Source organism: Pseudomonas sp. NPDC086566 (genome assembly GCF_050280885.1).
Classification (GTDB): domain Bacteria; phylum Pseudomonadota; class Gammaproteobacteria; order Pseudomonadales; family Pseudomonadaceae; genus Aquipseudomonas; species Aquipseudomonas vlassakiae.
This window is the reverse complement of sequence record NZ_JBNNWD010000003.1, coordinates 239471-257387: the sequence shown is the minus strand read 5'-3', so window position 1 is coordinate 257387 and position 17917 is coordinate 239471. Positions and strand designations below refer to the sequence as shown.

General features: G+C 64.9%; 14 protein-coding genes. 13 read left to right on the top strand and 1 reads right to left on the bottom strand.

The annotated features are described in order from the left end of the window. Positions 1–55 precede the first annotated feature (55 nt). The 13 genes from ACQKPS_RS08425 (at position 56) to ACQKPS_RS08365 (ending at position 17386) form a co-directional block, all read left to right on the top strand. Positions 56–1489, top strand: a complete 1434-nt coding sequence (locus ACQKPS_RS08425; RefSeq protein ID WP_427603600.1) for a TolC family outer membrane protein — start codon at positions 56–58, stop codon at positions 1487–1489. Beyond that, a complete protein-coding gene (locus tag ACQKPS_RS08420) occupies positions 1486–3654 on the top strand; it encodes a type I secretion system permease/ATPase (RefSeq protein ID WP_283723991.1) in 2169 nt (722 codons plus the stop codon). Before ACQKPS_RS08425 ends, ACQKPS_RS08420 begins: the two co-directional genes overlap by 4 nt. Next, positions 3651–4835: an HlyD family type I secretion periplasmic adaptor subunit gene (locus ACQKPS_RS08415; RefSeq protein ID WP_176509541.1), complete on the top strand. Its 1185-nt coding sequence runs from the start codon at positions 3651–3653 to the stop codon at positions 4833–4835. Before ACQKPS_RS08420 ends, ACQKPS_RS08415 begins: the two co-directional genes overlap by 4 nt. A gap of 129 nt (positions 4836–4964) precedes the next feature. Then, positions 4965–5864 (top strand): chemotaxis protein, encoded by a 900-nt coding sequence (locus ACQKPS_RS08410; protein ID WP_313203137.1) that lies wholly within the window; start codon positions 4965–4967, stop codon positions 5862–5864. A 99-nt stretch (positions 5865–5963) separates the two neighbouring features. Beyond that, positions 5964–6275, top strand: coding sequence for a hypothetical protein (locus ACQKPS_RS08405; protein WP_283723989.1), 312 nt, complete (start codon positions 5964–5966; stop codon positions 6273–6275). Beyond that, positions 6272–7006 (top strand): YkgJ family cysteine cluster protein, encoded by a 735-nt coding sequence (locus ACQKPS_RS08400; RefSeq protein WP_427603597.1) that lies wholly within the window; start codon positions 6272–6274, stop codon positions 7004–7006. Before ACQKPS_RS08405 ends, ACQKPS_RS08400 begins: the two co-directional genes overlap by 4 nt. A gap of 455 nt (positions 7007–7461) precedes the next feature. Next, positions 7462–8625 carry an efflux RND transporter periplasmic adaptor subunit gene (locus tag ACQKPS_RS08395; protein WP_427603595.1) on the top strand — a complete coding sequence of 388 codons (1164 nt, stop codon included), beginning with the start codon at positions 7462–7464 and terminating at the stop codon, positions 8623–8625. After that, entirely contained in the window at positions 8622–11714 is a 3093-nt protein-coding gene (locus tag ACQKPS_RS08390; RefSeq protein WP_427603593.1) for a multidrug efflux RND transporter permease subunit, read from the top strand. The genes ACQKPS_RS08395 and ACQKPS_RS08390 overlap by 4 nt, the downstream gene beginning before the upstream one ends. Positions 11715–11723: 9 nt before the next feature. After that, positions 11724–12398: a heavy metal response regulator transcription factor gene (locus tag ACQKPS_RS08385; protein WP_099814267.1), complete on the top strand. Its 675-nt coding sequence runs from the start codon at positions 11724–11726 to the stop codon at positions 12396–12398. Next, positions 12373–13785 carry a heavy metal sensor histidine kinase gene (locus ACQKPS_RS08380; protein WP_427603591.1) on the top strand — a complete coding sequence of 471 codons (1413 nt, stop codon included), beginning with the start codon at positions 12373–12375 and terminating at the stop codon, positions 13783–13785. Before ACQKPS_RS08385 ends, ACQKPS_RS08380 begins: the two co-directional genes overlap by 26 nt. A 131-nt stretch (positions 13786–13916) precedes the next feature. Continuing rightward, positions 13917–14138, top strand: coding sequence for a hypothetical protein (locus ACQKPS_RS08375; RefSeq protein WP_254483254.1), 222 nt, complete (start codon positions 13917–13919; stop codon positions 14136–14138). A gap of 205 nt (positions 14139–14343) precedes the next feature. Continuing rightward, the gene (locus tag ACQKPS_RS08370) at positions 14344–15678 is read left to right on the top strand and encodes an OprD family porin (protein WP_283723984.1); all 1335 of its coding nucleotides are present in this window, start codon (positions 14344–14346) and stop codon (positions 15676–15678) included. A gap of 211 nt (positions 15679–15889) precedes the next feature. Beyond that, a complete protein-coding gene (locus tag ACQKPS_RS08365; protein WP_283723983.1) occupies positions 15890–17386 on the top strand; it encodes a GGDEF domain-containing protein in 1497 nt (498 codons plus the stop codon). Here ACQKPS_RS08365 and ACQKPS_RS08360 read toward each other — a convergent pair. Then, positions 17383–17859, bottom strand: a complete 477-nt coding sequence (locus ACQKPS_RS08360) for a ferritin-like domain-containing protein (RefSeq protein WP_176506826.1) — start codon at positions 17857–17859, stop codon at positions 17383–17385. The genes ACQKPS_RS08365 and ACQKPS_RS08360 overlap by 4 nt on opposite strands. Positions 17860–17917 lie beyond the last annotated feature (58 nt).

The following is a 17917-nucleotide window of genomic DNA, read 5'->3' as shown; positions in this document are numbered from 1 at the left end:
CAATCCGCCGGGCACATCGCCCGGCGGCAAGGACGAACAGCAGTAAGGGAATTTCGTGAAGCGACGCAGTCCGCTGTCACCGTTGTGGCTGGGGGCCTTCGGGCTCCTGGCGTTGAACCTGAACCCGGTTGCCCAGGCAGCCGACGACATAGACCCCAGACTGCGCACCATCGGGCCGTCATTGATGCGCGACGCACCCGATGCCATCCCGGCCCGGCCACCTTCCGGCCAGGCCACCAGCAACGGCGACCGCCTGGGGCTGGCGGAAGCCGTGCTGACCGCGGCGCAGTGGCACCCGAGCATCGCCGAAGCGGTCGGTAACCTGTACAAGCAGGGCGAAGGTATCAACGTCGCCCGTGCCGGCTACTACCCGCAGATCTCCGGCGGTCTGCGCACCGGCTATGACACTGGCTACGGCGGCGACCGCAACAGCCAGGCTTTGAACCTGTCGTTGAAGCAGATGCTTTATGACTTCGGCAAGGTCGACAATGCCGTCAGCGCCGCCCAGGCCGCCGCCACGCGGGCCCAGGCCAATATCCTGCTGGTGGTCGACGACCTCGCCCGCGACACCGCCTACGCCTGGATCGAAACCCGCCGCTACGAACAATTGATGGCCATCGCCCGTGACCAGATCCGCGGCGTCGGCGACATCGCCGGCATGGCCCGCCAGCGCAGCGACATGGGCGCCAGCACCCGCTCTGATGTGGTCCAGGCCGAGTCACGGGTCGAGGGCGCCCGCGCCACCCTCGAAGAATACCAGTCGCAGTACGAACGCTGGCGTTCGACCCTGGCCGAACTGCTCGGCCGCGTAGCACCACCGGCCTTGGCCGAGGAAACGCCACCGGAGCTGAACCAGGCGTGCAAGCGTTCTTCAGGCAGCAGTGATCGGCTGCCAGCCGTTCTGATGGCCCTGGCCTTGCGCGCCCAGTCCCAGGCCGAACTGGCCCAGGCCAAGGCCGAAGCCTACCCCACGCTGTCGCTGCAACCGCAGGTCAACCACTACCTAGACAACGACTACAACCGCGACAACCGAAGCCTCGACCGCACCCAGGCGGGCATCTACCTGAACGTCGAGGTGCCCATCTACCAGGGGGGCGCGATCAGCGCCCGCAGCCGCGCCGCCGGCCATGCCCTGAGCGCCGCCGACTCCGCCGAAGACGCGGCGCGCCTGCAGGCCCGCCGCGGCCTGGCCGAAGCCATGGCGCAGACCTCCGGCCTGAGCCGGCGCCTGACTTCGCTGGAGGCGCGCCAGGCCAGCATCCAGGAAGCCCGCCAATTGTATGGCAGGCAGTACCTGGACCTGGGCACCCGCCCCTTGCTCGACCTGCTCAACGCCGAGCAGGAGATCTACCAGTCACGCTTCGAACTCGCCGGCACCCGCTCCGACCTGCTGCGCCTGGATGTCGACTGCCTGTACAACTCCGGCGCCCTGCGTACCGCCTTCGGGCTGGAAGGGCGCAACCTGCAAGGGGTGGAAATCGAGCCATGAACGACACCGTCAAGCTGACCCAGGCCGGTCCGGCGCAGCCCGCGCAACCGGCTGCGCCGCATCGCCCCGATCTCGGCCCCTGGCTGGAAGTGATGCTGCAGGTGGCTCATCACTATCGGCTGGACGTCTCGCCCCAGCGCATCCGCCTGGCGGCGGCCGAGGATGCGCGCCCGCTGGATGAAATCCTCCGGCACATGGCACGCCAGGCCGGGCTGACCTTGCGCTTCGTGCGCTACGACGCCAAGGCCCTGCGCCAGTGGCGCACGCCACTGGTGCTGGAGCTGGACGATGGCCAGTTGGCCACGGTCGAGGCAGTGACCGAGGAAAACGAGCTGGCGGTGGTCTTTGCCGGCGACCAGCGCCTGACCTCGCGCCTGCCCCGGGAAGCGCTCGACGGGCGCATCAACCGCGTGGCCTTGATGCGCCCGGCACGGCCGCTGCGCGATGTGCGCACCGACGACTACACCGCGCCCTACGACCGCCACTGGTTCACCCGCATCGTGCTGCGCGACTTGCGCCCCTATGGCCAGGTGATGGTCGCCTCGCTGGTGGCCAACGTGCTGGCCCTGGCCGGGGTGCTGTTTTCGATGCAAGTGTACGACCGGGTGATCCCCGCCGAGTCCCTGCCAACCCTGTACGTGCTGTTCGGCGGCGTGGTGCTGGCGTTGGTGTTCGACTTCAGCATGCGCCTGCTGCGGCTGAAGGTCACCGACCTGCTGGGCAAGCGTGCCGACCTGCGGGTTTCAGACCTGGTCTACGGCCATGCGCTGCGCCTGCGCAATTCGGCACGGCCGAAATCCACCGGCTCGTTCATCTCGCAGCTGCGCGAGCTGGAGTCGATCCGCGACCTGATCACGTCGAGCACCGCCACGGCCTTGGCCGATCTGCCGTTCTTCCTACTGTTCCTGCTGGTGTTCTGGTTGATCGGCGGGGTACTGGTGTTCATCCCGCTGGTGGCATTGCTGGCCATGGTCATCCCGGGCCTGCTGGCGCAGCGGCGGCTGGCCGCGCTGGCCAATGCCTCGATGCGCGAGTCGTCGCTGCGCAACGCCATGCTGGTGGAAAGCATCCAGGGCCTGGACGAAATCAAGGCGCTACAGGCCGAGGCACGCTTCGAGCGCCAGTGGAACCAGTACAACGCCGCCTGCGCGCATACCAGCCTGCACCTGCGCACCCTGACCAACGGCCTGGTCACCTGGACCCAGAACGTCCAGGGCGCGGTGTTTGCCGTGGTCATCGTGATCGGAGCACCGATGGTGATCGCCGGCGACCTCACCACCGGTAGCCTGGTGGCCGCCTCGATGCTGTCGTCACGGATGATGGCGCCGCTGGCGCAGCTGACCCACGTGCTGACCCGCTGGCAACAGGCCAAGGTGGCCCTGCAGGGCCTGGACAAGCTGATGCAGTCGCCGGTCGACCACCCGGAAGGCGAGGCCCGCGTGCACCTGCCGGCGATCCGTGGCGAATATGTGCTGCGCCAGGCCACCTTCCGCTACAGCCCGGAAGCCCCACCGGTGCTGAGCATCGGCCAGCTCGAGATCCAGCCTGGCGAACGCATTGCCGTGCTCGGGCGCAACGGCGCCGGCAAATCGACATTGTTGCAGGCGCTGGGTGGCGCCATGGACCTGAGCCAAGGCGAAGTCAGCCTCGATGGCATCGCCATGGCGCACCTCGACCCGGCCGACCTGCGCCGTGACGTCGGCCTGCTGGCCCAGTACGCCCGGCTGTTCCACGGCACCCTGCGGGAAAACCTCACCCTCGGCGCCGGCCAGGCCAGCGACCAGGAGTTGGTCGCCGCGCTGGCGGCCACCGGTGCGCTGGAGTTCGTCCGCCACCTGCCCAAAGGCCTCGACCACCTCATCCTCGAAGGCGGCCAAGGCCTGTCCGGCGGGCAGCGCCAAGCCCTGGTGCTGGCGCGCTTGCTGGTTCGCCAACCGCAGGTACTGCTGCTCGACGAGCCCACCGCTTCGCTCGACGACGTCACCGAACGCAAGCTGCTGGATAACCTCGACCGCTTCTGCCAGGGCCGCACCCTGGTGATCGCCACCCACCGCCTCAGCGTGCTGCAGCGTGTGGAGCGCATCATCGTGCTCGACAGCGGGCGCATCGTCATCGACGACAAACGCGACGCCGCCCTGGCCAAGCTACAAGGAGCGCAGGCATGAGCAACCACCCACTCCCCGCCTCGTATCTGGACGGCCAGGACGACCAGGCGGTGCTGCGCGCCGGGCGCATCATCACGATCTGCGCGCTTATGCTCGCTGCGTTCCTCGCCTGGGCGGCCTGGTTCGAGGTGACCGAAGTTTCCACCGGCACCGGCAAGGTGATCCCCAGTTCACGCGAACAGGTGATCCAGTCGTTCGAAGGCGGCATCGTCGCCGAGATGAACGTGGCCGAGGGTGACCTGGTGGAGCGCGGCCAGGTGCTCGCCCAGCTCGACCCGACCAAGACCGCCTCCAGTGTTGGCGAGAGCGAAGCCAAGTACCGTGCGGCCAAGGCCAGCGTGGCGCGCTTGCGTGCCGAGGTCACCGGCAAGCCGCTGAGCTTCCCGGAAAGCCTGCGCGATTCGCCCGAGCTGATCGACGCCGAGACGGCGCTGTACGAAACCCGCCGCCGTGGCCTGGAGCAGACCCTGGCCGGCATCGAGGATTCGCTGCGGCTGGTGCGTGCGGAGCTGAAGATCACCGAGAACCTGGCCAAGATGGGCGCCTCCAGCCGGGTCGAAGTGATCCGCCTGAACCGCCAGCGCTCGGAACTGGAACTCAAGGCCAACGAGGCCCGCTCCGAGTACCTGGTGCGCGCCCGTGAGGAACTGGCCAAGGCCAGTGCCGAGGCCGACAGCCTGTCGGAAGTGATCCGCGGACGCAGCGATTCGCTGACGCGCCTGACCCTGCGTTCGCCAGTGCGCGGCATCGTCAAGGATATCGAGGTCAACACCTTGGGCGGCGTGGTGCAACCTGGCGGGCAGGTGATGAAGATCGTGCCGATGGATGAGCGCCTGCTGATCGAAACCCGCATCGCCCCACGGGACATCGCCTTCATCCACCCCGACCAGGCGGCCAAGGTCAAGATCAGTGCCTACGACTACTCGGTGTATGGCGGGCTGGACGGCAAGGTCGTGGGGATATCGCCGGATACCCTGCAGGACGAGGTGAAACCGGAAATCTATTACTATCGGGTGTTCATCCGCACCGAACAGGACAGCCTGACCAACAAGGCCGGCAAGCACTTCGCTATCGTGCCGGGGATGATCGCCACGGTGGATATCCGCACTGGCGAGAAAACCATCCTTGATTACCTGATCAAACCGCTGAACCGCGCACGCGAAGCTCTGCGCGAACGCTGATTGAAGCCTTTACACTCACCCTGTGGGAGCGGGTTCATCGACCTGCAGATCGGTGCACTGACCAAAGGGCTAAAGAGCCGCCAGATCAGGCCGATAACCCGGCATCCCCCGTTTCCCACGAAGGTCACCATGGCCACGCACAATGCCCGGGCAGACTCGCTGTCGCTGCTGCTGTTCACCCTGCGCAGCGGCAAGCTGATGGCAATCAACCTGCTCAAGGTCAGCGAGATCATTCCCTGCCCGCCCCTGACCAAGCTGCCCGAGTCGCACCCGCACGTGAAGGGCGTTGCGACCCTGCGCGGCAATCCGTTGTCGGTGATCGACCTGTCCCGAGCCATCGGCGAACGCCCGCTGGCTGACCCGGACGGCGGCTGCCTGATCGTCACCGAGATCAGCCGCTCGCGCCAAGGGCTGCACGTGCAAGCCGTAAGCCGCATCGTCCATTGCCTGAGCACCGACATCAAACCGCCCCCGTTTGGCTCGGGCAACCGCTCATTCATCACGGGCGTGACCCGGGTCGACAACACCTTGGTGCAGGTGCTGGACATCGAGAAAGTCATCCACGGCATCGCCCCGCCCGAGCCGGAGCCACAGCCGGGCGAGCTGAGCGAGGAAGACGCCAGCCTGCTGGCCGCCGCCAATATCCTGGTGGTCGACGACAGCCAGGTGGCGCTGCAGCAGTCGCTGCACACCTTGCGCAACCTCGGCATCGACTGCCACACCGCGCGCAGTGCCAAGGATGCGATGAACGTGCTGCTGGAGCTGCAGGGCACTGCGCAAGAGATCAACATCATCGTCTCGGACATCGAAATGTCCGAGATGGACGGCTACGCCTTCACCCGCACCCTGCGCGAGACCCCGGACTTCCAGCACCTCTACATCCTGCTGCACACCTCGCTGGACAGCGCCATGAGCAGCGAGAAAGCCAAGTTGGCCGGGGCCAATGCCATCCTCACCAAGTTCTCCTCGCCCGACCTGACCGACTGCCTGGTGACGGCGGCGCGGACCGTGGTGTTTGCCGAGCGCTGAAGCTCATGTTGTTATATTCAGCGACAAACTCCCTGGCTTGCCGCCAGGGATGACTCGGGCATAATTCGCCCCCCTCGGACCCATTGCCGGAACCGCGTAATGAAGTTTTTCAACTCTCTTCTGATCGCCTGCGCCCTGTTCAGCGGTGTCGCCCAGGCCTCCAGCAGCCAGGCCTGGAACGAGCAGCGCCAGCAGATGCTCAAGGCCTGCCTTAAAGCCAGCCAGTTCAAGGATGCCCACGCCCGCGGCAAACCGGCCGAGTTCGATGATCAGGTCGGCTTCAGCGCCCTGCTGATCGAAGGGGTTTACCCACAGAAGCACATGCAGCAACAGACGGGCACCGAGCTGTGCCTGTACGACCGCAAGCAGCAACAGGCCTTCATCAGCGAATGGAACCCGGACGCCAAGTGAACGACAGCCTGCGGTTTGCCTGTACCGGTTGTGGCAAGTGCTGTACCGGCCACCATGTGCCGTTGACACTGGCCGAGGCCCGTCAATGGGCGGCAGGCGGTGGCCAGGTGATTGTCTTGATCGAGGGCTTCGTCACCGATGGGCCGGGCATGCCGGCGGACCAGCGCGAGCATGTGCTGCGTCGCTCGTATCCGGTGGCTTGCGGCGGCAGTGAAGTGCGCGTTTCGGTGACCTTTGCCGCGTTCAACCCTGGGCGCTGTCGCAACCTCGACGACAACGACCTGTGCACCATCTATGAAAGCCGACCGCTGGTCTGCCGCATCTACCCGGTGGAGATCAATCCGCATATTCCGCTGCGCCCAGAGAACAAGGACTGCCCGCCCGAAGCCTGGGAGCAAGGGCCCGAGCTGATTCATGGTTCGCTGCCGGTGGACCCGGCGCTGCTGGCGCTGGTGCAGGCTTCGCGGCAGGCGGATCGGGATGATATTGCGGCCAAGGTGGCCATTTGTGAGGCGCTGGGGATGACCACCAGCGCGCTCAAGGGCAATGGGTTTACCGCTTATTTGCCTGAGATGACGGCGTTTGCCGGGGCGCTGGCTCAGGCGTCATCCGTGACCGGAGCTGAGTGGATGCTGCATGTGGAGCAGCCTGAGCGGGTGAATGAGTTGCGGGCTCGGGGGTTGCGGACCGCTGCTGAAGCGCCTGTCTACTATGCCTTCATTGGGTTCTAGGTAAGCAGGTCTGGCCTCTTCGCGGGTAAACCCGCGAATAGGCCGCAAAGCGGCCCCAATAACTGGCCACAACATCTTCAGCGCCCATGAGATCGAGCGCCGCCCGCGCGGCGCATCGCGAGCTGCGCTCGCTCCTACGTTTGTTTCGGGCCAATTATTCCTGGGGGATTTGCGCGCGGACGCCTTGGAGCATGGCACGATATCGCGTCGTGCAAACAAGGCGGTCGCGCGCATCTGCCACAGGCGTTAATGGCCCGAAACAAACGTAGGAGCGAGCGCAGCTCGCGATGCGCCGCGCGGGCGGCGCTCGATATCCGCACCACCACAAAGCTCAAGGCAGGCCCCCCAACCTGTCACCGCTGTCAGCCAGCGGTCACGCTGCCGACCCGGTCACAGCGCTATAAACTCCAATACACACCTCCGTTCCCCACCCCTTGGCCAAGGTGCCCGCGCCGATGCGACGTCCTTCCCGTTCCATGCTTCTCGCCGCGTTGGCGCTGCTCGCCGTGGTGGCCGTGAGTACCTGGTATGGCCAGCGCCAGCCAACCACCCCACCTCGTGTGCAAGCGGCGATCCCAGTACGCGTGGTCAGCGTTGCCCAGCAGGACGTGCCGCGCTACGCCAGCGCCATCGGCTCGGTGCTGTCGCTGCACAGCGTCGAAGTACGGCCACAGGTCGAAGGCGTGCTGACCCAAGTGCTGGTCAAAGAAGGCCAGTGGGTGAAGGAAGGCGACCTGCTTGCCACCCTCGATGACCGGGCGATCCGCGCCAGCCTCGACCAGGCCCGCGCCCAGCTCGGGCAGAGCCAGGCGCAGATCCAGGTGGCCGGCGTCGACCTCAAGCGCTACCGCCTGCTCAGCACCGACGATGGCGTGTCCAAGCAGACCCTCGACCAGCAACAGGCACTGGTCAACCAGCTGCAGGCCACGGTCAGGGGCAACCAGGCGGCCATCGCCAATGCCGAAGTACAACTGTCGTACACGCAGATCCGCTCACCCGTGACCGGGCGCGTCGGCATCCGCAATGTCGACCCCGGCAACCTGGTGCGCACCACGGATACCCAGGGCCTGTTCAGCGTCACCCAGATCGACCCGATCGCCGTCGAGTTCGCCTTGCCGCAACAGATGCTGCCAACCCTGCAGGCTTTGCTCAAGGCGCCAACCCCGGCGCTGGTGCAGGCCTACATGGACGCCGATGGCGAACGCAACCTGCTCGGCGAAGGCCACCTGGCACTGATCGACAACCAGATCTCGGCCAACACCGGCACGGTGCGGGTCAAGGCTGAGTTCGACAACAAGGACGGCCACCTGTGGCCAGGGCAACTGGTCACCATCCGCCTGCGTACCGCAGTCGATGAAAACGCGCTGGTGGTGCCGCCGCCAGTGGTGCAGCGCGGCGTCGACGGGCACTTCGTCTACCGCCTGGACGGTGACAAGGTTACCGCCGTGCCGGTCAAGGTGGTGTACCAGGACAGCGGTCTCAACATCATCGCCGGGGTCAAGCCGGGCGAGCGCCTGGTGCTCGACGGCCAGTCACGGCTCAAGCCCGGTTCGCGGGTCGAGGTCACCCCGGACGCACCGCCACCGGCGGAAATGGCTGACCGCAGGAGCCAGCCATGAATACCCGCAACGGTGTTTCCGCCTGGTGCATCGACCACCCGGTCGCCACCCTGCTGCTGACCTTCGCCCTGGTGCTGCTTGGCGCCATCGCGTTCCCGAGGCTGCCGGTTGCACCGCTGCCCGAGGCGGACTTCCCGACCATTCAGGTCACCACTCAGCTGCCCGGTGCCAGCCCGGAAACCATGGCGTCGTCGGTGGCCACGCCACTGGAGGTGCAGTTCAGCGCGATCCCCGGCATGACCCAGATGACCAGCAGCAGTGCGCTGGGCTCGACCACGCTGATCCTGCAATTCACCCTCGACAAGAACATCGACACCGCCGCTCAGGAAGTGCAGGCGGCGATCAACACCGCCACCGCACGACTGCCCCAGGACCTGCCCAACCCACCGACCTGGCGCAAGGTCAACCCCGCCGACAGCCCGGTGCTGGTGCTCACTGTCAGCTCCGCGCAGATGCCCGGCAATGACCTCAGCGACTACGCCGAAACCCTGCTGGCGCGCCAGCTCAGCCAGATCGAAGGGGTCGGCCTGATCAACATCACCGGCCAATTGCGCCCGGCCATCCGGGTACAGGCCCAGCCGGAAAAACTCGCCGCCATCGGCCTGACCTTGGCCGATGTGCGCCAGGCCATCCAGCAGACCAGCCTGAACCTGGCCAAGGGCGCGCTGTACGGCGAGCACAGCGTCTCGACCCTCGCCGCCAACGACCAGCTGTTCCACCCCGAGGACTATGCCCAGCTGATCGTCTCGTACCGCGATGGCGCGCCGGTGCACCTCAAGGACGTGGCCAAGGTCATCAACGGCGCCGAGAACGCCTATGTCAAAGCCTGGTCCGGCGACCAACCGGGGCTCAACCTGGTGGTGTTCCGCCAGCCCGGGGCGAATATCGTCGACACCGTCGACCGGGTGCTGGCGGCGTTGCCCAAGCTGCAGGAAATGCTCCCGGCCTCCATCGAAGTGTCGGTGCTGCAGGACCGCACCCAGACCATCCGCGCCTCGTTGCACGAGGTGGAGCTGACCCTGATGACCGCCGTGGCCCTGGTGATCGGGGTGATGGCGCTGTTCCTGCGCGAATGGTCGGCAACCCTGGTGGTGTCCAGCGTGCTCGGCGTGTCACTGATCGCCAGTTGCGCACTGATGTATGTGCTGGGTTTCAGCCTCAACAACCTCACCCTGGTGGCCATCGTCATCTCGGTGGGCTTCGTGGTGGACGACGCCATCGTCGTGGTGGAGAACATCCACCGACACCTGGAGGCCGGTGACGACAGCCGCACGGCTGCGCTCAAGGGCGCGGGGGAAATCGGTTTCACCGTGGTGTCGATCAGCTTCTCGCTGATCGCCGCGTTCATCCCGCTGCTGTTCATGGGCGGCGTGGTCGGCCGGCTGTTCAAGGAGTTCGCCCTGACGGCCACCTCGACCATCCTGATTTCGGTGATGGTGTCGCTGACCCTGGCGCCGACCTTGTGCGCGCTGTTCATGCGCCGCCCGCCCGGCGAGCACCACGGTGGCGTCGGCGAGCGCCTGGTGAAGTGGTACGAAAAGGGCCTGAACCGTGCCCTCGCCCACCAGCGCCTGACCCTTGGCGTGTTCGGCGTGACCCTGGCCCTGGCGGTGGTCGGTTATGTCGCTATCCCCAAGGGTTTCTTCCCGCTGCAAGACACCGGTTTCATCCTTGGCACCACCGAGGCGGCGGCGGACGTGTCGTACCCATCGATGGTCGAGAAACACCTGGCACTGGCGAAGATCATCGGCGACGACCCGGCGGTGCAGGCATACTCGCATTCGGTGGGCGTCACCGGTAGCAACCAGACTATCGCCAACGGCCGTTTCTGGATCGCCCTCAAGCCACGCGGTGAGCGCGACGTGTCGGCCAGCGAGTTGATCGACCGCCTGCGGCCGAAACTGGCCCAGGTACCGGGCATCGTCCTGTACATGCGTGCCGGCCAGGACATCAACCTCAGTTCCGGCCCGTCGCGCACCCAGTACCAATACGTGCTCAAGAGCAACGACGGCGTGGCCCTGAACCTGTGGACCCAGCGCCTGACCGACCGCCTGCGGGAAAACCCGGTGTTCCGCGACCTGTCCAACGACTTGCAACTGGGCGCCAGCGTCACCCGCATCGACATCGACCGCCAGGCCGCGGCGCGTTTCGGCCTGACCACCACGGATGTCGACCAGGCCCTGTACGATGCCTTCGGTCAGCGGCAGATCAGCGAATTCCAGACCGAGACCAACCAGTACAAAGTGATCCTTGAACTGGACGCAAAGCAGCGCGGCAAAGCCGAGAGCCTGAACTTCTTCTACCTGCGCTCGCCGCTGACCAACGAGATGGTGCCGTTGTCGGCCCTGGCGCATGTAGAGCCACCCAGTACCGGCCCGCTGTCGATCAGCCACGACGGCCTGTTCCCGGCGGCCAACCTGTCGTTCAACCTGGCCCCCGGCGTGGCCTTGGGCGATGCGGTGACGATCCTCGACCGCACCCAGCGCGAACTGGGCATGCCCGACTCGATCAGTGGCAACTTCCAGGGGGCGGCCCAGGCCTTCCAGAGTTCGCTGGCAAGCCAACCCTGGCTGATTCTCGCCGCGCTGGTGGCGGTCTACATCATCCTCGGCGTGCTCTACGAGAGCTTCGTTCATCCCCTGACCATCATCTCCACCTTGCCCTCGGCCGGGCTCGGGGCCTTGATACTGCTCTGGGCCCTGGGCCAGGACTTCAGCATCATGGGCCTGATCGGCGTGGTGCTGCTGATCGGTATCGTCAAGAAGAACGGCATCCTGCTCATCGACTTCGCCCTCGAAGCCCAGCGCCACCAGGGCATGACACCCGAGCAGGCGATTCACCAGGCGTGCCTGACGCGCTTCCGGCCGATCATCATGACCACCCTCGCCGCCCTGCTCGGCGCGGTGCCGCTGATGTTCGGCTTTGGCGCCGGCGCCGAGCTGCGCCAGCCACTGGGCATCGCAGTGGTCGGCGGTTTGCTGGTGAGCCAGGCGCTGACACTGTTTACCACCCCGGTCATATACTTGGCCCTGGAGCGCCTGTTCCATCGCCGCCAGGCCGCCCGTGCGGCGGCGACAAGTGCCAGTTAGGACAAGACCATGCGTGTGCTGATCATCGAAGACGAAGAAAAAACCGCCGACTACCTGCACCGCGGCCTGACCGAGCAGGGCTTTACCGTCGACCTTGCGCGCGATGGCATCGACGGCTTGCATCTGGCCCTGGAAGGCGACTACGCAGTGATCGTGCTGGACGTGATGCTGCCGGGCCTGGACGGCTACGGCGTGCTGCGCGCACTGCGGGCGCGCAAGCAGACGCCGGTAATCATGCTCACCGCCCGCGAGCGCGTCGAAGACCGCATCCACGGCCTGCGTGAAGGCGCCGACGATTACCTGGGCAAGCCGTTCTCGTTCCTCGAGCTGGTCGCCCGGCTGCAGGCTTTGACACGCCGCAGCAGCACCCACGAACCGTTGCAGATCCAGGTCGGCGACCTGTGGATCGACCTCATGGCGCGCAAGGCCAGCCGCGCCGGCCAGCGCCTGGAACTCACCGCCAAGGAATTCTCGCTGCTCAGCGTGCTGGCCCGGCGCCAGGGCGAAATCCTTTCCAAGACCGCTATCGCCGAGCTGGTCTGGGACATCAACTTCGACAGCGACGCCAATGTCGTCGAGGTGGCGATCAAGCGCCTGCGCGCCAAGCTCGACGGGCCGTTCGACAACAAGCTGCTGCACACCATCCGAGGCATGGGCTATGTCCTGGAAAACCGCGCCGCTTAACTCCATCGCCCTGCGCCTGTCGGCGCTGTTCATCCTGGTGGCGCTCGGGGTGTTCGTGCTGATCGGCTCGGCGCTGTACCGCCAGGTCGACCGCAGCCTCGACCTGCTGCCGGCGGCCGAACTGGATGCGCGATTCAGCGTGCTCGAGTCCACCCTCAACCGCTTCGGCACACCTGAGCACTGGGCCAAGATCAACAACAAGCTCAACCTGCTCAGCGAGGAAGACAAGCGCATCCGCTTCTGGGTGGTCAGCAGCAACCCGGCCTACGAATATGGCCGCCCCAGCGAACTGGTCCGTGCCTTTGCCGAAGGCCCGCCCGGCATGCGCGACCTGCACCTGCCCGACCACCTCTACCCGTACAAGGTGCTGGTCAGCGAACTGCCGGCCCTGGGCGAGCGCCCGCCGCTGCGTTTTCTGATCGGCATCGACACCGAAACCTTCTGGCAGGCCCAGCACAGCCTGCTGGTGGCCATTGTCGGCCTGGCGGTGCTCGGCGTGCTGCTGGCTTCGGTGCTGGGTTACTGGGTGGCTCGCATCGGCCTGCGACCGCTACGGGCGCTGTCCAATGAAGTCCAGGCGTTGGCGCCGCCGCGTCTGGACGGTCGCTTGCAGACGCAGGACCTGGCACCGGAACTGGCGCAGTTCGCCGGTGCCTTCAATGCCGCGCTGGACCGGGTCAGCCAGGCCTATTCGCGGCTTGAAGCCTTCAACGCCGACGTTGCCCACGAGCTGCGCTCGCCGCTGACCAACCTGATCGGCCAGACCCAGGTCGCCCTCACCCGCGGGCGCAGTGCGGAGCATTACTTCGAAGTGCTGCAATCGAACCTGGAAGAGCTGGAGCGCCTGCGCAGCATCATCAACGACATGCTGTTCCTCGCCAGCGCCGACCAGGGCAGCAAGGCCACCGCCCTGACCCAGGCCTCGCTGGCCGAGGAAGTGGCCACCACCCTCGATTACCTCGACTACATCCTCGAAGATGCTCAGGTCAGCGTCACCGTCAGCGGCGACGCCTATGCGCCCATCGAAAAGGCCCAGCTGCGCCGGGCGTTGATCAACTTGCTGAACAACGCCGTGCAGCACACGGCGCCGCACCAGGCCATTCATGTTCATATCGAGGCAAGCCCTGAACAGGTCAGCATCGCCGTGAGCAACCCCGGGCCGGCCATCGATGATGCGCACCTGCCGCTGCTGTTCGAGCGGTTCTATCGGGTGGATGCGGCGCGCAGCAACAGTGGCGGCGGCAACCACGGGTTGGGGTTGGCAATCGTCAAGGCGATCGCGTTGATGCATGGCGGGGAGGTTTTCGTGCGTAGCGCTGCCGGTGCCAACACCTTTGGCATTCGCTTGCCAAGTGGTCAAGGACGCGGGTTTCCGGCCAAAGTCTAATTGCTTGAGTAGCGATAATTACTTTTTGCGCAACAGTGCTTATCGCCAAAGACGCTGTTTCCAAGGCATTGAACGGACTAACTTTACCCCCGTCCTCATAGCACTTGCACCGCAAGAAGGTAGTTTTAAACATGTCCAACAGTATGGGTATTGCCAGCGTTTTCGTTCTGTCGTCCCTGTTGTTGTCGCCCCTGGCCATGGCCGAAGAATCCCCGGCTTTCGTTGCTCGCACTGCAGAACTTGCCGCTGTTCACCAAGACGCCCGCGAAGCCGTTGCAAACAAGGCCGACGTCGGCAAAGACGCAGAACAGACAGCCTCAAAAATTTCCAGCGACGCCAATGCCGACAGCTGATCGCGGGTCGTACCCGCTCCCGTTTTCCCTTGGCTACGCCATGGGCACCGTCGGTGCCGATATGTTAGCCTTTTGAAGCCGCTGCCGATCAGCGGCTTTTTTTATGTGCGCCAACTCTCAGCCCCCGCCGTAACGTACCCCTATAACAAGACGCACATTCAAAAATAAAAACTGCCCCACCGCCAGACCAAAGGAGCTAGTACCGGTGCCTTCCGCGTTTCGTTTTACCCCGCTGTTCATTGCGTTGACTGCAACGATCCCCGTCGCCGCCCAGGCAGATGAAGACAAGGCTGATGGCTTCATCGAAGGTTCGTCCTTCAACCTGCATTTTCGTAACGCCTACTTCAACCGCGACAATCACAACGCCGGGGTGCGCGACACCCGCGAGTGGGGCCAGGGCGCGGTAGCGCGTTTCGAGTCCGGTTACACCCCGGGCGTGGTCGGCTTCGGCCTCGACGCCCATGCCATGCTGGGCCTGAAGCTCGACGGCGGTGGCGGCCATGCCGGTACCAGCATCCTGCCCGAGCACATCAAGGACAACGGTGAACTGGGCGCTGCCCCGCACTCGTTCTCCACCGCCGGTGCAGCCGTCAAGCTCAAGGCGTTCGACACCGAGTTGAAAGCCGGTGACCTGTTCATCACCAACCCGGTGATCGCCGGCGGCGAGACCCGCATGCTGCCGCAGACCTTCCGCGGCGTGAGCCTGACCAACCACAGCGTCGACGGCCTGCTGCTCGAAGGCGGCCAGGTCAGCTTCACCCACCCGTACAACCAGAGCGGCCACCGTCGCATCGACACCTACTACGGCTCCCTGGACGAACACGACAAAAGCAAGCACCTGAACTGGGCGGGCGCGTCGTGGAGCGGTACCGAGAACATCACCACCAACCTGTACGCGGCCGAGCTGAAGGACATCTGGAACCAGTACTACGCCGACTTCGACTACACCTACGTAGTCAACGACCTGGTCAGCCTCAACCCAGGCGTGCATTTCTATCACACCCAGGACACCGGCCAGGCGCTGCTGGGCAAGATCGACAACAACACCTACAGCCTGCACTTCACGGTCAACGCCGGTTACCACAGCGTCACTGCCGCCTACCAGCGGGTCAACGGCAACACGCCGTTCGACTACATCAACCTGGGCGACAGCGTGTACCTGGACAACTCGCGCATGTATTCGGACTTCAACGCCCCTAACGAGCGGTCGTGGAAGCTGCAATACGACTACAACTTCGCCGGTATCGGCATCCCGGGCCTGAGCACCTCGCTGTCGTACTCGCGCGGTGAGGCGGACCTGACCAAGGCCACCCAGGACACCAGCCACTACGACTACTACCGCGCCGATGGCAAGAACGCCATGCACTGGGAGCGGGACCTGGATGTGAAGTATGTGTTCCAGGAAGGCGACCTGAAGGATCTGGCGGTGCAGCTGCGCTACGCCACCCACCGTGGCAGCCAGGGCTATGCCTCGATCGACAGCAACAGCGACAACGATGAAGTGCGGGTGATCGTCGATTACCCACTGAACATCTTCTGATCTGAAATCGCAGTCCTCTGTGGGAGCGGGCTTGCCCCGCGAAGCAGGCAACGCGTTGCATGGCACCGGCTCTGCCGGTGTTCGCGGGGCAAGCCCGCTCCCACAGTACAACTCACCGCCACACGATTCCGTCGGACAAATCTTGTTCGACAATCCGCGCTTCCCTAGAATGTCGACCGCCGCAAATGGCCCTGCCCCAGCAGTAGCGCGCATGCCCACTCGATCTTCGCGTTTCGCACTCTACAGGTCGCACCCCGAGCTGATCCTCAACCTGGGCAGTTGCCTCGCCGTGCTCGCCATCGTGACGATCGTCAGCTACTTGCTGGCCCGCGAACGCGACAGCGTCGAGCAGTCGGCGATTCGCTCGTCGAATAACCTCGTGCAGTTGATCGAAAGCGACATCCTGCGCAATGTCGAACTCTACGACCAGTCGTTGAAGGGCCTGATCTGGGCTGTCAGCCGCAAGGACCTGCAGGAGATCTCCAGCCCCTTGCGCCAGCGTCTGCTATTCAATGAAGCCTTCGTCGACCGCAAGCGCGGCGATGTACTGTGGCTGGACAAGCAAGGCGATGTGGTCGGTGATTCCAACAACGCCGTGCCACGCAAGGCCAACCTGGCCGGCACCCGGGTGTTCCAGGCACACGTGCAGGATCCGAACCTTGGCCTGCTGGTAGGGCCGCCCTTCAAGGACCATTTGGGCGCAATGGGCTGGTGTATCAGCTTCAGCCGCCGTATCAATGGGCCGCAGGGCGAATTTGCCGGGCTCGCCATCGGCGCCCTGCGCCTTTCCTATTTCAGCGAGCTGTTCCGCCGCCTGGATATCGGCGAAGAGAGCAGCATCAACCTGTTCAATGTCGACGGACTCCTGCTCGCCCGCGAGCCTTCGCGGCCACTCGATCCGGATGTTAGTGCGAACTACCGGGATCGGCCGAATTTCAAGCGCATTCTCAGCGAGCACAGTGGCAGCTTCACCGCCCGTTCCGGCAGCACCCGTTCCGCCCGCATCTACACCTTCGCCAGGGTCGCCGACCTGCCGCTGATCGTGCTGGTGGTGCACTCTGCGGACGAGGTGTTCCAGTCATGGCGGCGTACTGCGATTCTGGTCAGCGTCGCGACCGGTGGGTTGTGTATCGGCATTCTCTGGCTGACCTTGCTGCTGGGGCGCGAATTGCGCCGTCGCCACGAGGCTGAACGAGGCCTGGCGACCCTTGCCGCCACGGACAGCCTGACCGGGCTGGCCAACCGTCGCCGGCTGGATCAAGTGCTGCGCCAGGAATGGTCACGTGCCTTGCGCAACCGCAAACCGTTGGCAGTGCTGATGGTGGATATCGATCATTTCAAGGCATTCAACCAGCGTCACGGCCACGCTGGTGGTGACCACGCGTTACGCGAGGTGGCCAACACGCTGCAACAGAGCATCCGCCGCCCTGCTGACCTGGCGGCACGCTATGGCGGAGAGGAATTCCAGGTAGTCTTGCCCGAAACCACACTGAATGGCGCATTGCTGCTGGCTGAAAGCATCCGCGCGCGCGTGGAAGGGTTGGCGCCATTCGGCGACGATACGCGCTCGGTCACCGTCAGCATCGGGGTTAGTGTCTTCACCCCAGGCACCCAGCAGGACCTGGCGCAGGTGCTGGGTGCTGCGGATGAAGCCCTCTACCGGGCCAAGGCCAATGGCCGTAACCGGGTAGAGGGGCCACTCGATTAGGAGCGTGCGCGGGCCGCATTGCGCAGCGCCTTCACCTGGTCATGGTTGCGCTGTACGCCCTGCAGTTGCTTTTCAACCAACGCGTAGCTCTGATCGCTGGCCTGGCGGCCCAGCTTGACCAGTTTCTCACGGGCTTCCTTGTAGGCCTTGAGGGCATGGTCTTCGCCGCGCTCGACTTCATTGAGCACCGCTTCCTCATCCTTGCCGGTGACCAACGACTTGAGATTGACCCAGCCGCGGTGCAGATCACCGCTGATGCTGGTGGAGGTTTCCGGGTCACCGCCCAGGCGGCGCACTTCACTCTGCAGCTCGGCTGCGGCATTGGCGCATTCACCGGCACGCTGGACGAAGAACGCCTTGAGTTCCGGGTTCTTCACATCATCGGCCGAGGCCTTGAAGCCCTTTTCGCCATCCTTGCTGTACTCGACCAGGTCGTTGAGCACGTCGATCACGTCTTTGTTGGGGTTGCTCATGGCACAAACTCCTTGGCAGGTGATAGTCCCCTTTACCAGAGCAGCCTTCATGCCAAGC

Bases quoted from the DNA above. Each gene is read 5' to 3' on its own strand.
- ACQKPS_RS08420 (WP_283723991.1), top strand. From the start codon at position 1,486: ATGAACGACACCGTCAAGCTGACCCAGGCCGGTCCGGCGCAGCCCGCG.
- ACQKPS_RS08415 (WP_176509541.1), top strand. From the start codon at position 3,651: ATGAGCAACCACCCACTCCCCGCCTCGTATCTGGACGGCCAGGACGAC.
- ACQKPS_RS08410 (WP_313203137.1), top strand. From the start codon at position 4,965: ATGGCCACGCACAATGCCCGGGCAGACTCGCTGTCGCTGCTGCTGTTC.
- ACQKPS_RS08405 (WP_283723989.1), top strand. From the start codon at position 5,964: ATGAAGTTTTTCAACTCTCTTCTGATCGCCTGCGCCCTGTTCAGCGGT.
- ACQKPS_RS08395 (WP_427603595.1), top strand. From the start codon at position 7,462: ATGCGACGTCCTTCCCGTTCCATGCTTCTCGCCGCGTTGGCGCTGCTC.
- ACQKPS_RS08390 (WP_427603593.1), top strand. From the start codon at position 8,622: ATGAATACCCGCAACGGTGTTTCCGCCTGGTGCATCGACCACCCGGTC.
- ACQKPS_RS08385 (WP_099814267.1), top strand. From the start codon at position 11,724: ATGCGTGTGCTGATCATCGAAGACGAAGAAAAAACCGCCGACTACCTG.
- ACQKPS_RS08380 (WP_427603591.1), top strand. From the start codon at position 12,373: ATGTCCTGGAAAACCGCGCCGCTTAACTCCATCGCCCTGCGCCTGTCG.
- ACQKPS_RS08375 (WP_254483254.1), top strand. From the start codon at position 13,917: ATGTCCAACAGTATGGGTATTGCCAGCGTTTTCGTTCTGTCGTCCCTG.
- ACQKPS_RS08365 (WP_283723983.1), top strand. From the start codon at position 15,890: ATGCCCACTCGATCTTCGCGTTTCGCACTCTACAGGTCGCACCCCGAG.
- ACQKPS_RS08360 (WP_176506826.1), bottom strand. From the start codon at position 17,859: ATGAGCAACCCCAACAAAGACGTGATCGACGTGCTCAACGACCTGGTC.